Annotated in this window: 17 protein-coding genes; all 17 read right to left on the reverse strand. The window is 42.3% G+C overall.

Going from position 1 to position 14,766, the window contains the following annotated elements; genetic code table 11:
* Nucleotides 1-109 precede the first annotated feature (109 nt).
* Nucleotides 110-2,182, reverse strand: coding sequence for a type I DNA topoisomerase (gene topA / locus FLK61_RS10850; RefSeq protein ID WP_176009484.1), 2,073 nt, complete (start codon nucleotides 2,180-2,182; stop codon nucleotides 110-112).
* A gap of 111 nt (nucleotides 2,183-2,293) precedes the next feature.
* The gene (gene dprA / locus FLK61_RS10855; protein ID WP_176009485.1) at nucleotides 2,294-3,169 is read right to left on the reverse strand and encodes a DNA-processing protein DprA; all 876 of its coding nucleotides are present in this window, start codon (nucleotides 3,167-3,169) and stop codon (nucleotides 2,294-2,296) included.
* A 171-nt stretch (nucleotides 3,170-3,340) separates the two neighbouring features.
* Nucleotides 3,341-4,252 carry a succinate--CoA ligase subunit alpha gene (gene sucD / locus FLK61_RS10860; protein WP_176009486.1) on the reverse strand — a complete coding sequence of 304 codons (912 nt, stop codon included), beginning with the start codon at nucleotides 4,250-4,252 and terminating at the stop codon, nucleotides 3,341-3,343.
* Between the two features lie 17 nt (nucleotides 4,253-4,269).
* On the reverse strand, nucleotides 4,270-5,433 hold the full coding sequence (gene sucC / locus FLK61_RS10865; protein ID WP_176009487.1) for an ADP-forming succinate--CoA ligase subunit beta: 1,164 nt from the start codon (nucleotides 5,431-5,433) through the stop codon (nucleotides 4,270-4,272).
* A gap of 196 nt (nucleotides 5,434-5,629) precedes the next feature.
* The gene (locus tag FLK61_RS10870; RefSeq protein ID WP_176009488.1) at nucleotides 5,630-5,923 is read right to left on the reverse strand and encodes an EscU/YscU/HrcU family type III secretion system export apparatus switch protein; all 294 of its coding nucleotides are present in this window, start codon (nucleotides 5,921-5,923) and stop codon (nucleotides 5,630-5,632) included.
* A complete protein-coding gene (locus FLK61_RS10875; protein WP_176009489.1) occupies nucleotides 5,920-7,542 on the reverse strand; it encodes a hypothetical protein in 1,623 nt (540 codons plus the stop codon). The genes FLK61_RS10870 and FLK61_RS10875 overlap by 4 nt, the downstream gene beginning before the upstream one ends.
* 16 nt (nucleotides 7,543-7,558) lie before the next feature.
* Nucleotides 7,559-8,326, reverse strand: a complete 768-nt coding sequence (gene rnhB / locus FLK61_RS10880) for a ribonuclease HII (RefSeq protein WP_176009490.1) — start codon at nucleotides 8,324-8,326, stop codon at nucleotides 7,559-7,561.
* Between the two features lie 279 nt (nucleotides 8,327-8,605).
* Complete coding sequence (gene ylqF / locus FLK61_RS10885; protein WP_176009491.1) at nucleotides 8,606-9,457, reverse strand: ribosome biogenesis GTPase YlqF; 852 nt, start codon at nucleotides 9,455-9,457, stop codon at nucleotides 8,606-8,608.
* Nucleotides 9,458-9,470: 13 nt separating this feature from the next.
* Entirely contained in the window at nucleotides 9,471-10,019 is a 549-nt protein-coding gene (lepB, locus tag FLK61_RS10890; protein WP_176009492.1) for a signal peptidase I, read from the reverse strand.
* A gap of 140 nt (nucleotides 10,020-10,159) precedes the next feature.
* The gene (gene rplS, locus FLK61_RS10895; protein ID WP_176009493.1) at nucleotides 10,160-10,501 is read right to left on the reverse strand and encodes a 50S ribosomal protein L19; all 342 of its coding nucleotides are present in this window, start codon (nucleotides 10,499-10,501) and stop codon (nucleotides 10,160-10,162) included.
* Nucleotides 10,502-10,626: 125 nt separating this feature from the next.
* A complete protein-coding gene (gene trmD / locus FLK61_RS10900; RefSeq protein ID WP_176009494.1) occupies nucleotides 10,627-11,361 on the reverse strand; it encodes a tRNA (guanosine(37)-N1)-methyltransferase TrmD in 735 nt (244 codons plus the stop codon).
* Complete coding sequence (gene rimM, locus FLK61_RS10905; RefSeq protein ID WP_176009495.1) at nucleotides 11,361-11,885, reverse strand: ribosome maturation factor RimM; 525 nt, start codon at nucleotides 11,883-11,885, stop codon at nucleotides 11,361-11,363. The genes trmD and rimM overlap by 1 nt, the downstream gene beginning before the upstream one ends.
* Entirely contained in the window at nucleotides 11,878-12,294 is a 417-nt protein-coding gene (locus tag FLK61_RS10910; RefSeq protein WP_176009496.1) for a YlqD family protein, read from the reverse strand. The genes rimM and FLK61_RS10910 overlap by 8 nt, the downstream gene beginning before the upstream one ends.
* An 85-nt stretch (nucleotides 12,295-12,379) precedes the next feature.
* Nucleotides 12,380-12,607 carry a KH domain-containing protein gene (locus tag FLK61_RS10915; protein WP_176009497.1) on the reverse strand — a complete coding sequence of 76 codons (228 nt, stop codon included), beginning with the start codon at nucleotides 12,605-12,607 and terminating at the stop codon, nucleotides 12,380-12,382.
* A gap of 21 nt (nucleotides 12,608-12,628) precedes the next feature.
* The gene (gene rpsP / locus FLK61_RS10920; RefSeq protein WP_176009498.1) at nucleotides 12,629-12,901 is read right to left on the reverse strand and encodes a 30S ribosomal protein S16; all 273 of its coding nucleotides are present in this window, start codon (nucleotides 12,899-12,901) and stop codon (nucleotides 12,629-12,631) included.
* Nucleotides 12,902-13,045: 144 nt separating this feature from the next.
* Complete coding sequence (gene ffh / locus FLK61_RS10925) at nucleotides 13,046-14,389, reverse strand: signal recognition particle protein (RefSeq protein WP_176009499.1); 1,344 nt, start codon at nucleotides 14,387-14,389, stop codon at nucleotides 13,046-13,048.
* Between the two features lie 13 nt (nucleotides 14,390-14,402).
* Nucleotides 14,403-14,729, reverse strand: coding sequence for a putative DNA-binding protein (locus FLK61_RS10930; protein WP_176009500.1), 327 nt, complete (start codon nucleotides 14,727-14,729; stop codon nucleotides 14,403-14,405).
* Nucleotides 14,730-14,766: the final 37 nt, after the last annotated feature.

Genomic DNA, 14,766 nt, shown 5'->3' on the forward strand with positions numbered 1-14,766 from the left:
ATGTATGGAAAAATGATTCAGGAAGGGTCATTTAGAGGAAGGTACTAAAAGAGTTTCAACCTAGAAGAAAAGTGCGCCGTAGCCTATTGGCCACGGCGCCTATTACTTACTAATTTACTTCTTCTTTATAATCACACGACGTACATTGTACGTTCGTACCTTTTTTCGATTTCTTTTCCACGAGTGGGCTCTCGCATTTTGGACATGGACGTGCAATCGGCTTATCCCATGAGATAAACTCACATTCTGGATAGCGGTCGCACCCGTAAAAAATTCTGCGCTTCTTACTTTTACGCTCAACGATATTACCCTCTTTACAAGTTGGGCACTTTACGCCAATATCCTTAACAATTGCTTTTGTGTTACGGCACTCAGGAAAGTTAGAGCATGCCATGAACTTTCCATACCGCCCCATCTTATAGACCATTTCATGCCCGCATTTTTCGCAGTCTTCCCCAGCAGGCTCATCCTTAATCTCTACTTCTTTCATTTCTTCTTCCGCGTATTGAAGACGCTTCTCGAAGTCTTTATAGAAGTGATCAATGATTCCTACCCACGATTGTTCTCCGTCCTCAATCGAGTCAAGGTTCGACTCCATCGAAGCCGTGAATTCTACGTTTAATATCTCCGGGAAAAACTCCGCGATCATTTCTAAAACAATCGTTCCAAGCTCGGTTGGTACAAAACGTTTCTCATCAAGAGCTACGTAACCTCGGCGCTGAATGGTATCAAGCGTTGGGGCATACGTAGACGGACGACCTATCCCTAACTCTTCCATCGTACGGACTAATCTCGCTTCCGTATAACGTGGTGGTGGCTGAGTAAAATGCTGAGCTGGTTCAATCGATTCTGCTTTTGATACTTCCCCTTCTTGAAGATCAGGAAGTAAACGATCTTTTTCTTCTTTCCCATCGTCGTTTCCTTCGATATAAACCTTCATAAACCCAGGGAACTTAAGCTTCGATCCATTTGCTCTAAACGTTACGCCATTGTTCACAAGATCGACAGACATCGTATCTAGAATTGCCGGAGCCATTTGACTCGCAACCATCCGCTCCCAAATTAATTTGTAAAGTCTAAATTGATCCCTAGATAGGTTCGCTTTCACTGTCTTTGGATCTAGATCTACTGAAGTTGGACGAACCGCTTCGTGAGCATCCTGAGAGTTCTGTGATTTCTTTTGCTTCACTTCTTCTTTACTTGTGTACTCTTCTCCGTACTGATTAATGATATAGTCACGAGCTTCATTTTTTGCTGTATCAGAAATTCGTGTGGAATCTGTACGCATGTAAGTAATTAAACCGACTGTACCAGATTTACCGAGATCAATCCCTTCATATAATTGTTGGGCGATCATCATCGTCTTTTTCGCACGGAAATTTAACTTCCTTGCCGCTTCCTGCTGAAGCGAGGAAGTCGTAAATGGTACGACAGGGTTTCGCTTTCTTTCACGTTTCTTTACTTCTTCAATCATGAAGTCGTTTCCATTTAATTTGCTCAATACTTCTTTTACGTCTTCTTCAGACTGAAGCTCTTTTTTCTTGCCATCTACTTGCGTAAATTTCGCTTCAAACTCTTGCCCATCTTTCGTGAGGCTTGCCATAATAGACCAGTATTCTTCTGGCTCAAATGCATTAATCTCGTTCTCACGATCAATGATCATTTTTACAGCTACAGACTGAACTCGTCCAGCACTTAAGCCTTTTTTTACTTTCTTCCATAGTAAAGGACTTATGTTATATCCAACTAACCGATCCAGTACTCGTCTTGCTTGCTGTGCATCAACTAAATTGTTGTTAATCGTTCTTGGGTGTTTAAATGAATCTTTAATGGCTTGTTTTGTTATCTCATTAAAAACTACTCGACATTCAGATTCTTTATCAATGTTTAAACTATCTGCCAAATGCCAAGCAATCGCTTCCCCTTCACGATCGGGGTCAGCTGCGAGATAGATTTTTTTCGCTTTTTTTGCAGCTTGTTTAAGTTCTTTTAAAATCGGGCCTTTCCCGCGGATCGTAATATACTTGGGAGAATATTCATTTTCGACGTCTACACCCATTTGACTTTTTGGTAAGTCAATGACGTGTCCCATAGACGCTTTTACAACGTATTTTTTCCCTAAATACTTTCCAATCGTTTTCGCTTTAGCGGGAGATTCCACGATTACTAAGTAATCGGACATACTTGTCGCTCCTCCCTTTAACAGGTAAATGAAATCTCCCCTATTATTAAACACCTTCTCTCTATTTGTCAAACAACTTTTTTTATCTTCTCCCTTGATCATGTTAGATTATTAAACAAATTCCTCCAAAATGGATGACTCATGTAAGATGATTTTAGCCCCTAACGAAATAAGATAATTTGTACCTAATGAATTTTCTTCAAAGATCCTACCAGGTAAGGCATAAACATCTTTCCCCTGCTCTAATGCAAGATTTGCAGTAATTAACGATCCACTTCTAGCCTTTGCTTCTATGACAAAGGTCGCTTTCGAAAGGCCAGCGATGATTCGATTTCGTTCAGGAAATCGATATTTTACAGGCGCAACATAAGGTGGATATTCGGAGATAACTAATTGTTTCTCCATAAGCTCTCTTTTTAATGAAGCAATTGCCAGCGGGTACGTATGATCATGACCAAACCCAAGCACGGCAATTGTGTGTCCATTAGCTTTTATTGCAGTTTGGTGAACGAGCTGATCGACTCCAATAGCAAGTCCACTAACAAGCACAATCCCCTGTTTTGCGACTGGCAGAAGAACATCGATTTCTGATTGACACATCGGACTCGGATGTCTCGTACCAACGACGCTTAACTTATGTTTTCTTTGTAAAAGTTCTATATTTCCTTTTACATAAAGTACATAGGGTGCATCATGGATATAAGCAAGCTCCCTAGGATATACTGGGTCATCTTTTGTTATAGGCACGATATCGTTATCGTCTAGGTAATGAAGAATTTTTGAGTATGGGAGCGATCTTAGAACGTCTTTATCCACCGGGAGTGATTTTCTTCTCTTAAAATATAGACGTAGCTCTATTTCAGATCGATCATAAATAAACGTCAGTTCAGGATCAATCGATAACAACGTATGTAAAAATGAATAATCTCCTTTGGAACAATAATGGACATGTATTAATCTATCTCTAAAGTCCTTTGGAATTGTCATTATATCTCTCCTTTATCTCTATGAAAATTTTTAAATGGTTATTTACTTTCTCAAAATCCTTTAAGTAGAGCCTTTTCACCTACTCCTTTTAATCATTTGAATTTATTAAAAACGCAAAAAACAGCACGCAAAGGTAACAAACCTTTACGTGCTGTATCTGTAACTTCTCACTTACTTTGTAGCGTGTGTCACACACTTATCGTAGATTCCTTCTTCTTTCAGAACCTTAATTAATGTCTCACCCATAACAGCTGGCGTCTCAGCAACCTGCACACCTGCTTGGTTTAACGTTTTAATCTTTTCGGCAGCAGTACCCTTACCACCAGAAATAATAGCACCAGCGTGACCCATGCGCTTACCAGGAGGAGCAGTCTGTCCTCCGATGAAGCCGACAACTGGCTTTTTCATGTTCTCTTTGATCCATTCAGCAGCCTCTTCTTCTGCAGTACCACCGATTTCACCAATCATAATAACCGCATACGTATCGTCGTCTTCGTTAAATAAACGAAGAACATCAATGAAGTCCGTACCGTTTACAGGGTCTCCACCAATACCTACTGCTGTAGATTGGCCAATTCCTTCTGTTGAAAGCTGGTGAACAGCTTCATACGTAAGTGTACCAGATCTAGATACAACACCAACGTGTCCTTTTTTGTGAATGTAACCTGGCATAATACCAATCTTACTTTCTTCTGGTGTAATAACACCAGGACAGTTAGGTCCGATTAAGCGAGTATTTTTGCCTTCTAAATAGCGCTTTACTTTAATCATGTCAACGACAGGAATACCTTCTGTAATTGTAATAACAAGCTCAACGCCAGCATCTGTTGCTTCCATAATAGCATCAGCAGCAAACGCAGGTGGCACGTAGATAACAGACGCATTTGCACCAGTTTTTTCTACTGCTTCAGAGACAGTATCAAATACAGGTACTCCTTCTACTTCTGTTCCACCTTTACCAGGCGTGACTCCACCAACGATATTCGTACCATATTCAACGGCCTGCTTCGTGTGGAATAAGCCAGTAGCACCAGTAATCCCTTGCACGATGACCTTCGTGTCTTTATTAATTAAGATACTCATTCAAGTTCCCGCCTTTCCTACTGATTAACTAGAGCAACGATCTTTTCTGCTCCGTCTGCCATTGAGTCAGCAGAAGTAATGTTAAGACCAGATTCATCAAGAATCTTTTTACCAAGCTCCACGTTTGTTCCTTCAAGACGAACAACTAGCGGTAGCTCAAGTCCCATTTGCTTCGTTGCTGCAACGATTCCGTCAGCAATAATGTCACACTTCATGATTCCACCAAAGATATTTACATAAATACCTTTTACGTTTGCATCAGAAAGAATGATTTTAAATGCTTCTGTAACCTTTTCTTTTGTAGCGCCGCCCCCAACGTCAAGGAAGTTAGCCGGATCGCCTTTATAATATTTAATGATGTCCATCGTTGCCATTGCAAGACCAGCACCATTAACCATACATCCGATGTTACCATCTAGAGAAATATAGCTTAGATCGTATTTAGAAGCTTCGATTTCTTTCTCGTCCTCTTCTTCGAGGTCACGGAATGCAACTACCGCTTTTTGGCGATATAACGCATTGGAATCAAAGTTAAATTTTGCATCTAGTGCCATGACCTTGCCATCACCTGTTGTTACAAGTGGGTTAATCTCCGCAATCGATGCGTCCTTATCAACAAATACTTGATAAAGACCTAGCATGAATTTAACAGCTTGTCCTACTAGCTCCTTAGGGATATTAATGCTAAATGCTAGTCTACGAGCTTGGTAAGGCATAAGACCAGTTACTGGGTCTACAACCTCTTTAAAAATCTTCTCAGGATTTGTTTCTGCAACTTCCTCAATCTCTGTGCCGCCCTCTTCAGACGCCATCATGACAATTCTAGATGTTGCACGGTCCACAACTAAACCGATGTAATATTCGCTTTGAATATCACAGCCCTCTTCGATAAGAAGACGCTTTACTTCTTTACCTTCAGGACCTGTTTGATGCGTTACAAGTGTTTTACCTAGAATCTCATCAGCATATGTACGAACCTCATCAATGCTTTTTGCTACTTTAACCCCACCAGCTTTACCTCTACCACCAGCGTGGATTTGCGCTTTGACAACGGTTACATCTGTGCCCAACGTTTGAGCTGCCTCTACTGCTTCATCTACAGAGTAAGCAACTTTACCATTTGGGACAGCAACACCATAGTCTCTTAGGATTTCTTTACCTTGATACTCATGGATATTCATAGCCATCCTCCTTACTTGAGTCACTGCTTATAAACTAAGGGAATCCCTCAGAATGATTAGCCTTGTGTGTGATTACCTTTTTCACACAATTATCATTTTACTATAAAGTCCAACAATTATGTGAAATAAAACACGAAAAAACAAAAAAAATTTCCTTACATCAACTAAAAGGTAGCGAATTCGCTACCTTTAGCGATTATTTTTTCTTTACTGGCTTTCCCTTTTCTTTATCAAGCTGATACACAAAGGAGAATACCTCTGCCACAACCTCATATAAATTCTCCGGAATACGTTCGTTTATTTCAAGCTGAGAAAGCATCTGCACAAGGCTTGGATCCTCTTGAATGGGAATATCATGCTCTCTCGCCCTTTTTAATATTTCATCGGCGACATAGCCCTGCCCCTTCGCTTTTACTGTAGGCGCATCGTCTTTATTACTATCATAGTGGAGCGCGATAGCTTTATTTTGATGGTACGGTCGCTTACTCATATTCGAATATCCACTCCTTTGTATGAAAATCCAGATCCAGCTCGATATGGGTTTGATGCCTCTTTTGATGGAAGCTCTGTGACCGGTTTTCTCCAATTGATAGAGGAAAGCGTGTAGTTCATCTCCTGAAGGCTCTCTTTTAATAAGGGGAACCAGCTCGAGACAGATGCTGGACGATCAAATTCATTAAAGATCGTAATACCGATGACACGATTTTGGATTTGCACATCAATTACGGTATCTTTAAGCGCTTCAAGCTCTAAATAAAAGAGAATGCGGCAATGATCCTCATCAAGCACCCCATCTGACTTTAGCTTGCCCTGCCACTGGACGGTAACGTCACTAAATTTTTCTTGGAAGGCTATTGGGAGTTGGACAATGGTATGGGATAACGGACCCTGGGAATCCGTCGATAATAGTTGTGTGCCGGTAATACGAGCAAGTAAAAACTCTGCCTCTCGTTTTATCGCAGTAGGTAACTGAGGTTGCTGTAATAGTTGCATGAGCAGGGCCTTTACATTGTCATTTTTAAGCTGCTGCGACTCCGCCTGACCCAACATATTTTCATGATTAAGGCCCATTAGTTGCATAAACGCTTTTAGTGGTGCTGTATTCAGACTGCTACTTGCCGCCTGAATGGCCTGCTGAAGCTCTGGCTGAGCGGTCCCTTTTACAGCTTGCTCCACACTTTGCATCATTGGACGATTCGGCGCCAATAGTTGTAGCAAGGTTTGTACTCCTTGTGGCTCTCTTAATACTGCTTGGAGTGTTTGGTTTGGCGTCTGCTCTTGACTGATGACTACATGAGGTAATTGCCTCACAACTTGATTTTCGCCACGCAGAAGAGCTTGTTGAGCCTGCTCATTAAATTGATTTGGTGTGGTCGCGTTTGTGATTCCGAGCTGGCGCGCTAATGCAAGTGCTTGCTCTGCCATCGGGCCCCCACGACTAATGACATCGATTAGTCCGTGAGCCGTTAAACTAGCATTTGTTTGAGGCTGTGTTTGTAGAGCTCTCGCAAGTTGTCCTGTCAGTGCCTCTGTCACGCTCGTTTGCGGCTGACTTAGTAGAAGGGTTAATAGGCGATTCATTGATTCTGCGGTCGCCTGAGGCTGATTAAGTGCTGCCATCGCCTGCAAGGTATTCGTCGTAACTGGTAGCTGTCGCTCCATGGTTTGACTGATCGTTTGCAATGCTTGCTGCATGGGTTGGCTTGATTGGGACAGCCATGTTAGAGCCTGCGCCATATCCGATCTTGAAAATGGCACATTTGCTTGAGAAAGGTGCGTAAGAAGCGCTTCACCTCGCGCATTGACTGGTAATCCCATAGCTTGGAGAACAGCTTGAGGGGATTGACTCGCAGACGTCTGCGATCCCTGCAATACTTGTAGCCTTGGAATCCCTTCTCCCTCTAGCACGCGGAAAAAGTAGCGATTACCTGCTTGTAGCTGAGCCTCTAGCTGAGCCGTTAGTTGCGTTGTACCAACACTTAAAGAAGCGATATTTTGTGGGAATAATTTCGTTATGGCACCATGGAAAACTTGGCCTGGACGAAGAGAAAGAGATGCAGGTCTTGTATCGATCCCTTTTAATAATGACTGAAGTTTGTTTACATCCACGATGCTCTCCTCCTTATTAGTCGATAAACGATTTTATTGGCGCGAAGCTTTTACGATGCTCATTCTCTATAATGCCAAATTCCTTTAAAGCCTGTAAATGATCCTTTGTCCCGTACCCGGCGTTTGACTGGAAGCCGTAATATGGGTAGACGTTATGCACGTCTTCCATGTAGCGATCTCTAACTTGCTTTGCAACGACTGATGCCGCCGCGATCGAAACAGAGCGCTGATCTCCTTTGATAAGAGAATCTTGTGGGAGATCAATTGGTAACGTCATGGCATCTATAAGCAGGTGATTTGGTTTAGTAGAGAGTCCCTCGATGGCTCTCATCATCGCAACCTTCGTTGCTTGATAAATATTAAGCTCGTCAATCTCCTTCGCCGTCGCTGTGCCGACTGACACACTGATCGCATTTGCTTGAATTTGCTGATAAAATTCTTCTCGTTTTGTTTTAGAAAGCTTTTTAGAGTCTGTGAGTCCGTATAGCGTAAACTCTTTTGGTAAGATGACAGCTGCCGCAACGACTGGACCTGCAAGCGGTCCACGACCCACTTCATCTATCCCTGCTATGTATGTATCACTCTCCCACAAAGGTGCTTCAAAAGACGTCATGTCTTGCCACTGTGCGATGAGCTTTTGTGTTTTTGTTAACCGTGTATGTACACTCTTTCGTAATGCTTGAGCACCTTTTCGCTCGTCTTGTTCTAGTTCTTTTAGTAAGGGATCTTCTGGTGATTCTATTGTTTTTGCGAGACTCTTCCATTCTGCCATTGTCCGTTCCATGTTGTTCTCCCCTTAATATCGGTTCAAAAGTTTATAGTATTTAGTGAAATGTTTGTAGGATGCGCTGTTTTACCACTTCGGCTGTGTGGCAAAGGCATCTTTAAGCGCATAAGTATAGCACTGTTGCTTGAGTTCCATTTTGAATTGTGTGTTTCTAATTTGATCTTGCGAATTCCCTTAGGTATAGCGTATGTATTTCCTTTACTTGTACGAAATTTAGATGCAGCTTTGCGCTTCATACTTTTTAATACCTCCAAAAAAACGACTCGCTGCAAGCAGCTAGTCGTTAGGTGGAAGCTCTAATGAGATGTTCCCAAACTTACCTTGACGGAAGTCACGGAAGACGATTTCTGCAACTCGGTCATAGTCAACTAAGCCGCCCCCCATTAAACACCCGCGGCGCTTACCTATCGCATCAAACATGTCTCCCATATCATCGGAGAGTTCCGTTAATTGATAACGGTTTTTCAACAATGTAGGATAATTAGCCGTTAAGAATCGCAATAAGAAGACAGTCGCAGCTTGGAAATCAAAGATTTCTTCTTTAATGGCACCTGTTAATGCTAATCTAAAGCCGACTTGCTCGTCTTCGAACTTTGGCCATAAAATACCTGGGGTATCAAGTAGTTCCATCTCTTTCCCTACTTTAATCCACTGCTGAGCTTTTGTGACACCTGGTCTGTCACCAATTCTAGCGATTTTTTTATTCGCTAGTTTATTGATTACCGTCGATTTACCTACGTTAGGGATACCTAAAATGAGCGTTCGAAGTGGTCTCGGATTGATCCCTTTTCTCTCCCATTTTTCTAAAAGAGGGGTTGCGAGCTCGCGTACTTTGCCAGGGATTAGATTCATTCCCTTGCCACGCTGAGCGTCGATTATTAAGCTTGTCATCTCATCCTGCTCAAAATAATCGACCCACTTTTTCGTTGCTTCAGGATCGGCTAAATCGGATTTGTTGATTAATACAAGCTTAGGCTTTTGCCTAATTAGCTCGTCAACTAGAGGATTGCGTGAGGATAGCGGAATTCGCGCATCAACAACCTCTATGACGACATCAATTAAATTTAATTTTTCCTGGACCTGACGTTTTGCTTTTGCCATGTGCCCTGGATACCATTGAATGGTCATGACTTACACCGCCTTAATTCACTACTCGTAATTCGTCAACCGGCCAAAAAATAACGTTGGCTTGCCCGACGATTTCGGACTCCTCCACGACGTCTATATGGCGGCTGTCTTTACTGTATTGTCTGTTATCACCCATCACAAAATAGTGCCCGGGTGGAACGCGATCATATAGGGATACATCCTCGAGCTCAAAATCAATTGTGAGAGGTAAAAATGCTGCCTCTTCTTTATACGCATCTAAATAAGGCTCATCAAATGGTTCTCCGTTTATATAAAGCGTATCGTTTCTGTAGGCGATATGATCTCCTGGTAAACCTATAATTCGCTTTATGTAGTCTTTATCGACCTCTGCATGAAACACGATAATATCAAATCGATCCGGAGAGTCTACGGTATAACCAATTTTATTTACAATCATACGGTCTCTGTCACCGAGCGTTGGCATCATGGATTGTCCATCGACGACAATAGGTGCAAAGAAAAACTGTCTTAGTAAGAATGCAAGCACTAATGCGATCATTATGACCTTCATCCACTCAAATGTCTCTCTGGATGTTATCATCAGCTTCCCCTCTTTCATACGTCCCATACAAACTTGGCTATATGTAGTTTACCATACTTTTTGTAAAAGGCTAATGCATGTAAAAACCCACTAGAGCATGCTCTAGTGGGTCTATGCGGATGCCTCGGCACCCAGCATGATTATCTTTCTCTGATACGCGCTGCTTTACCACGTAATGCACGTAGGTAATATAGCTTCGCACGACGTACTCTACCGCGACGAGAAACCTCGATCTTTTCGATACGAGGAGAGTGTACTGGGAAAGTACGCTCAACTCCAACGCTGTTAGATACTTTACGAACAGTGAAAGTTTCGCTGATTCCAGATCCGCGGCGCTTAATTACAACACCTTCGAATACCTGGATACGCTCGCGAGTTCCCTCAACTACCTTTGCGTGAACTTTTAAAGTGTCACCCGCACGAAATTCAGGGTTATCCGTTTTAAGCTGCTCTTTAGTGATATCACGAATTAATTGTTCCATTTCTGTTCGCCTCCTTCCCTACAGATACTCTTGATGGTATATGCATCATCAGCGGAATATCTTGATCTGGCTTAAAGCCACAACGAAAATAATACCATACATACCAAATGGATTCAAGAACAAGTTTACTCTTTTGTAAACTTATCAATAATAGCTTGATCCTTAGGTGTAAGATCTGCCTTAGAGAGCATATCAGGTCTGCGCGTAAACGTGCGCTTTAGTGATTCTTGACGCCGCCACGCTTCGATCTTGGCGTGATGACCAGATAAAAGCACGTCAGGTACCTTCATGCCTTCAAACTCAGCAGGACGCGTGTAGTGAGGATATTCAAGTAAACCAGTACTATGAGAGTCCGTTACTGCAGAAGTCTCATTGCCAAGCGCTCCTTGCTGGAGTCTCGTCACACTGTCTGCAATGACCATAGCGCCAATTTCACCGCCTGTTAGGACATAATCCCCTATCGACACCTCATCGGTCACTAGGTGCTCCCTAATTCGCTCATCAAAGCCTTCATAATGTCCACAAATGAGGATAAGTTCATCCTCTTGAGCAAACTCCTCTGCTTTTTTTTGCGAATACGGTTCTCCTTGCGGACATAAAAGGACGACTCGTGGCGATTTGCCTTTCGCCTGCTCTTTTACATGCTTTACTGCATCAAAAAGAGGCTGAGGCGTTAATACCATGCCGCCACCCCCTCCGTAAGGGTAGTCATCCACACGCTGATGGCGATCTTTTGAAAACTCTCTAAAGTTGACGACATGAAAAGAGACGACGTCTCTATCTTGGGCTTGCTTTAAAATAGAGTGAGAGAATAATCCGTCAAACATTTCAGGAAACAACGTAAGTATCGTCATTTTCATCAGTCTAACAGCCCCTCCATTGGAGTTATGATGACGAGCTTTTGATTTAAATCAACTTTAGCGACGACATCATCAATATATGGAATAAGTACTTCCTTTTTAGAATCAGGTCGTTTTACTACCCATACATCGTTAGCTCCTGGAGAAAGGATCTCCGTTATTTTACCGATTGCTTCTCCATCAGCCGTTTCTACTTCAAGTCCAATAATGTCATGATAGTAGTATTCACCTTCAGAGAGCTCATCGTCCTGCATGTCAGCTGTATTTACTTTTAAAAGCGAATCTTTAAATACTTCCACGTCGTTCACATTCGAGTAGCCAGCAAACGTAAGCAAGTCAAATTGCTTATGCTGACGCCAAGACTCAACCGTTACTGGAAGCGGATCTTTTCCAGCTTGGAAAATTGTCAACTGCATTCCCTTTGCATATCGTCGCTCTGGGAAATCAGTACGCGAAATGACGCGCACCTCTCCACGAATGCCGTGGGTGTTGACGATTTTACCAACGTTGAGAAAATCACTCATCTTCCATGCCTCCGCCATCACGAAGCTCGTGCACGATACCGTCTTTAATAACGATCTCTGTGCCTTTTAGGATGTCTTCCCAGTTGTCGCCCTCTTCCACTTTCTCGATCATTTGAATCGTACCTTCACGAAGCTCTGCACCAATTTCTAGCTCATCTAATTGACCTAGCTTAAGCTCAAGCTGACGGATACGCTCTTTACGCTTAGCCACTTCTTTATTAAAGCTTTCCTTCAGTGACTTTTGATAGTTCGGATCCGTATTTTCTTTCATCTTTTTATGTAAGACGAATTCAAGCTGCTTAAGCTCTTTCGTTAGCTGATACTGACGGGAAAGAAATTGCTCTTTTAGCTTTGTGCGGCTATCTTCAGTAAGAATTTGTTTAACAACAACTTTTTTGATGATTTCCATGTATAGTACCTCCTAATAATTTAACGCTTTCTCTATTGTATCATTTTTTATATCGAAAAAAAGGGTGAGGTTTCCCTCACCCTTTTTACCCGATTTCCAATTGAATGCGTGTATTGCGGTTTGTGCCAGCGGCATAGACAACGGATCGAATCGCTTTCGCAATTCGGCCCTGCTTTCCGATGACCTTCCCCATATCATCCGCATGAACCTCTAATCTAATTGTGAGTGAATGCTCGTCTTGCTGTTCGGTAACGCGGACATCGTCCGGATAGTCAACTAATGCTTTTGCAATCGATTCAACAAGTTCTTTCATCACATTCACCCCGCAGTCAGATTACTTTCCGTTTTTTGCATTGTGAAGCTGTTCCATAAGACCAGCTTTTGAGAAAAGGTTGCGAACTGTATCAGAAGGCTTCGCGCCATCTAGCATCCACTTTAATGCTGCTTCTTGATCAACATTAAATTCAATAGGATTCTTAAGTGGGTTGTATGTCCCGATCTCTTCAATAAAACGTCCGTCACGTGGTGCGCGAGAATCTGCAACAACCACACGATAGAACGGAGATTTTTTCGCTCCCATTCGCTTTAAACGAATTTTAACTGCCATGTGTTTCACCTCCAAAAATATATCACACGATTAATTATACTATCAGAAACCCTCCAAAAGATCAACCCTAGTAAAGTAAAAAATCTTTACAGCTTAAAAAGTCAGTCATTTCAAGCGTTCAGGAGAGTTTCCCACCGCTCATTTTTACATAAACGGCATTTTAAATCCACCTTTTTTCTTTCCTTTTGTCATTCCAGTCATCTGTTTCATCATTTTTTTCATTTCATCAAACTGTTTAATAAGTCGGTTGACCTCTTGAATCGATCGTCCGCTTCCTTTTGCAATTCGACGACGACGACTTGCGTTCAACAAAGCAGGTTCTTCTCTCTCTGCTTTTGTCATCGATTTTACTATCGCTTCGATATGAACAATCTGCTTATCGTCTACCTGAATATTTTTAAGACCTTTCATCTTTCCAGCTCCAGGCATCATTTGTAAGAGCTCATCTAGTGGGCCCATCTCCTTCACCTGTGCAAGCTGATCTAAAAAGTCATCAAATGTTAAATCATTATTTCGCATTTTTCGCTCAAGCTCTTTCGCCTTCGCTTCGTCTACGTTTGTTTGCGCTTTTTCGATAAGAGAAAGCACATCACCCATACCTAAAATACGAGATGCCATTCTTTCAGGGTGGAACGGCTCAAGCGCATCTGTCTTTTCGCCCATACCTGCAAATTTAATAGGCATGCCTGTTACAGCCTTAACAGATATCGCTGCACCACCACGCGTGTCACCATCAAGCTTGGTCATCACAACGCCGGTAATGCCTAGGCGCTCATTAAAGTTTTCCGCTACGTTCACGGCATCTTGCCCTGTCATCGCATCGATCACAAGTAAAATCTCGTCAGGCTTCGTCACTTCTTTAATTTCATCGAGCTCACTCATCAGATTTTCGTCGACATGTAAACGTCCGGCTGTATCGATCAGGACATAGTCATGATGTTCTTCCTTGGCTTTTTCAATTGCTTGCTTTGCAATTTCGACAGGGCTAACCTGATCTCCGAGTGAAAAAACAGGCATATCAAGTTGCTTACCGAGTGTCTCAAGCTGTTTAATCGCTGCCGGACGATAAATATCCGCCGCAACCATTAAAGGCTTACGATTATGCTTCTTACGTAAGTGATGAGCAAGCTTACCAGTCGTCGTTGTTTTACCTGCACCTTGAAGACCTACCATCATGACGACAGTTGGTGGCTTATTAGCTGTAGCGATTTTACTCTGTTCGCCACCCATAAGCTTTGTTAACTCCTCATTAACAACCTTAATAACCTGTTGCCCCGGCGTTAAGCTATCCATGACCTCTTGGCCCACAGCACGCTCTTTTACATCAGCAACAAACTTTTTTACGACCTTAAAGTTAACGTCGGCCTCTAAAAGCGCGAGACGAACCTCTCGCATCATTTCTTTTACGTCTTGCTCCGATACCTTCCCTTTACCACGGATCTTTTTTAGCGTTCCTTGCAGACGTTCCGCTAAACCTTCAAACGCCATGAATATCCGCCTCCTATTCTAAATTCTCCAGTGCCGTCACTACTTCACGTAGCTTAGCCGTATCCTCTTCTTCAATTAATTCTTTTAGAGACTCCATAAGCTTTTTTCTTTCGTCATATTTCGAAAAAAGGGCAAGCTTCGCTTCATACTCTTCAAGCATCGCTTCTGTCCGTCTAATATTGTCATAGATAGCCTGTCTAGACACGTTATAGTGCTCTGCTATTTCACCGAGCGACCAGTCATCTAAATAGTACATATCCATATAATGACGCTGTTTATCTGTTAATAACGATTGATAAAAGTCAAATAAATAATTCATCCGAACCGTTTTTTCGATCATGGAGACGCCTCCTTGTTAAGGTATATCCCTTTACATA

Source organism: Paenalkalicoccus suaedae (assembly GCF_006965545.2).
GTDB lineage: Bacteria > Bacillota > Bacilli > Bacillales > Salisediminibacteriaceae > Paenalkalicoccus > Paenalkalicoccus suaedae.

What these genes read in the sequence shown, in the direction of transcription:
- lepB (WP_176009492.1), bottom strand. Translation starts at nt 10,019, where the DNA reads ATGATAACATCCAGAGAGACATTTGAGTGGATGAAGGTCATAATGATC.
- rplS (WP_176009493.1), bottom strand. Translation starts at nt 10,501, where the DNA reads ATGGAACAATTAATTCGTGATATCACTAAAGAGCAGCTTAAAACGGAT.
- FLK61_RS10910 (WP_176009496.1), bottom strand. Translation starts at nt 12,294, where the DNA reads ATGGAAATCATCAAAAAAGTTGTTGTTAAACAAATTCTTACTGAAGAT.
- dprA (WP_176009485.1), bottom strand. Translation starts at nt 3,169, where the DNA reads ATGACAATTCCAAAGGACTTTAGAGATAGATTAATACATGTCCATTAT.
- sucC (WP_176009487.1), bottom strand. Translation starts at nt 5,433, where the DNA reads ATGAATATCCATGAGTATCAAGGTAAAGAAATCCTAAGAGACTATGGT.
- rnhB (WP_176009490.1), bottom strand. Translation starts at nt 8,326, where the DNA reads ATGGAACGGACAATGGCAGAATGGAAGAGTCTCGCAAAAACAATAGAA.
- FLK61_RS10930 (WP_176009500.1), bottom strand. Translation starts at nt 14,729, where the DNA reads ATGATCGAAAAAACGGTTCGGATGAATTATTTATTTGACTTTTATCAA.
- FLK61_RS10915 (WP_176009497.1), bottom strand. Translation starts at nt 12,607, where the DNA reads ATGAAAGAACTTGTTGAATCGATTGCAAAAGCATTAGTTGACTATCCG.
- ffh (WP_176009499.1), bottom strand. Translation starts at nt 14,389, where the DNA reads ATGGCGTTTGAAGGTTTAGCGGAACGTCTGCAAGGAACGCTAAAAAAG.
- rimM (WP_176009495.1), bottom strand. Translation starts at nt 11,885, where the DNA reads ATGAGTGATTTTCTCAACGTTGGTAAAATCGTCAACACCCACGGCATT.
- ylqF (WP_176009491.1), bottom strand. Translation starts at nt 9,457, where the DNA reads ATGACCATTCAATGGTATCCAGGGCACATGGCAAAAGCAAAACGTCAG.
- FLK61_RS10870 (WP_176009488.1), bottom strand. Translation starts at nt 5,923, where the DNA reads ATGAGTAAGCGACCGTACCATCAAAATAAAGCTATCGCGCTCCACTAT.
- rpsP (WP_176009498.1), bottom strand. Translation starts at nt 12,901, where the DNA reads ATGGCAGTTAAAATTCGTTTAAAGCGAATGGGAGCGAAAAAATCTCCG.
- trmD (WP_176009494.1), bottom strand. Translation starts at nt 11,361, where the DNA reads ATGAAAATGACGATACTTACGTTGTTTCCTGAAATGTTTGACGGATTA.
- sucD (WP_176009486.1), bottom strand. Translation starts at nt 4,252, where the DNA reads ATGAGTATCTTAATTAATAAAGACACGAAGGTCATCGTGCAAGGGATT.
- topA (WP_176009484.1), bottom strand. Translation starts at nt 2,182, where the DNA reads ATGTCCGATTACTTAGTAATCGTGGAATCTCCCGCTAAAGCGAAAACG.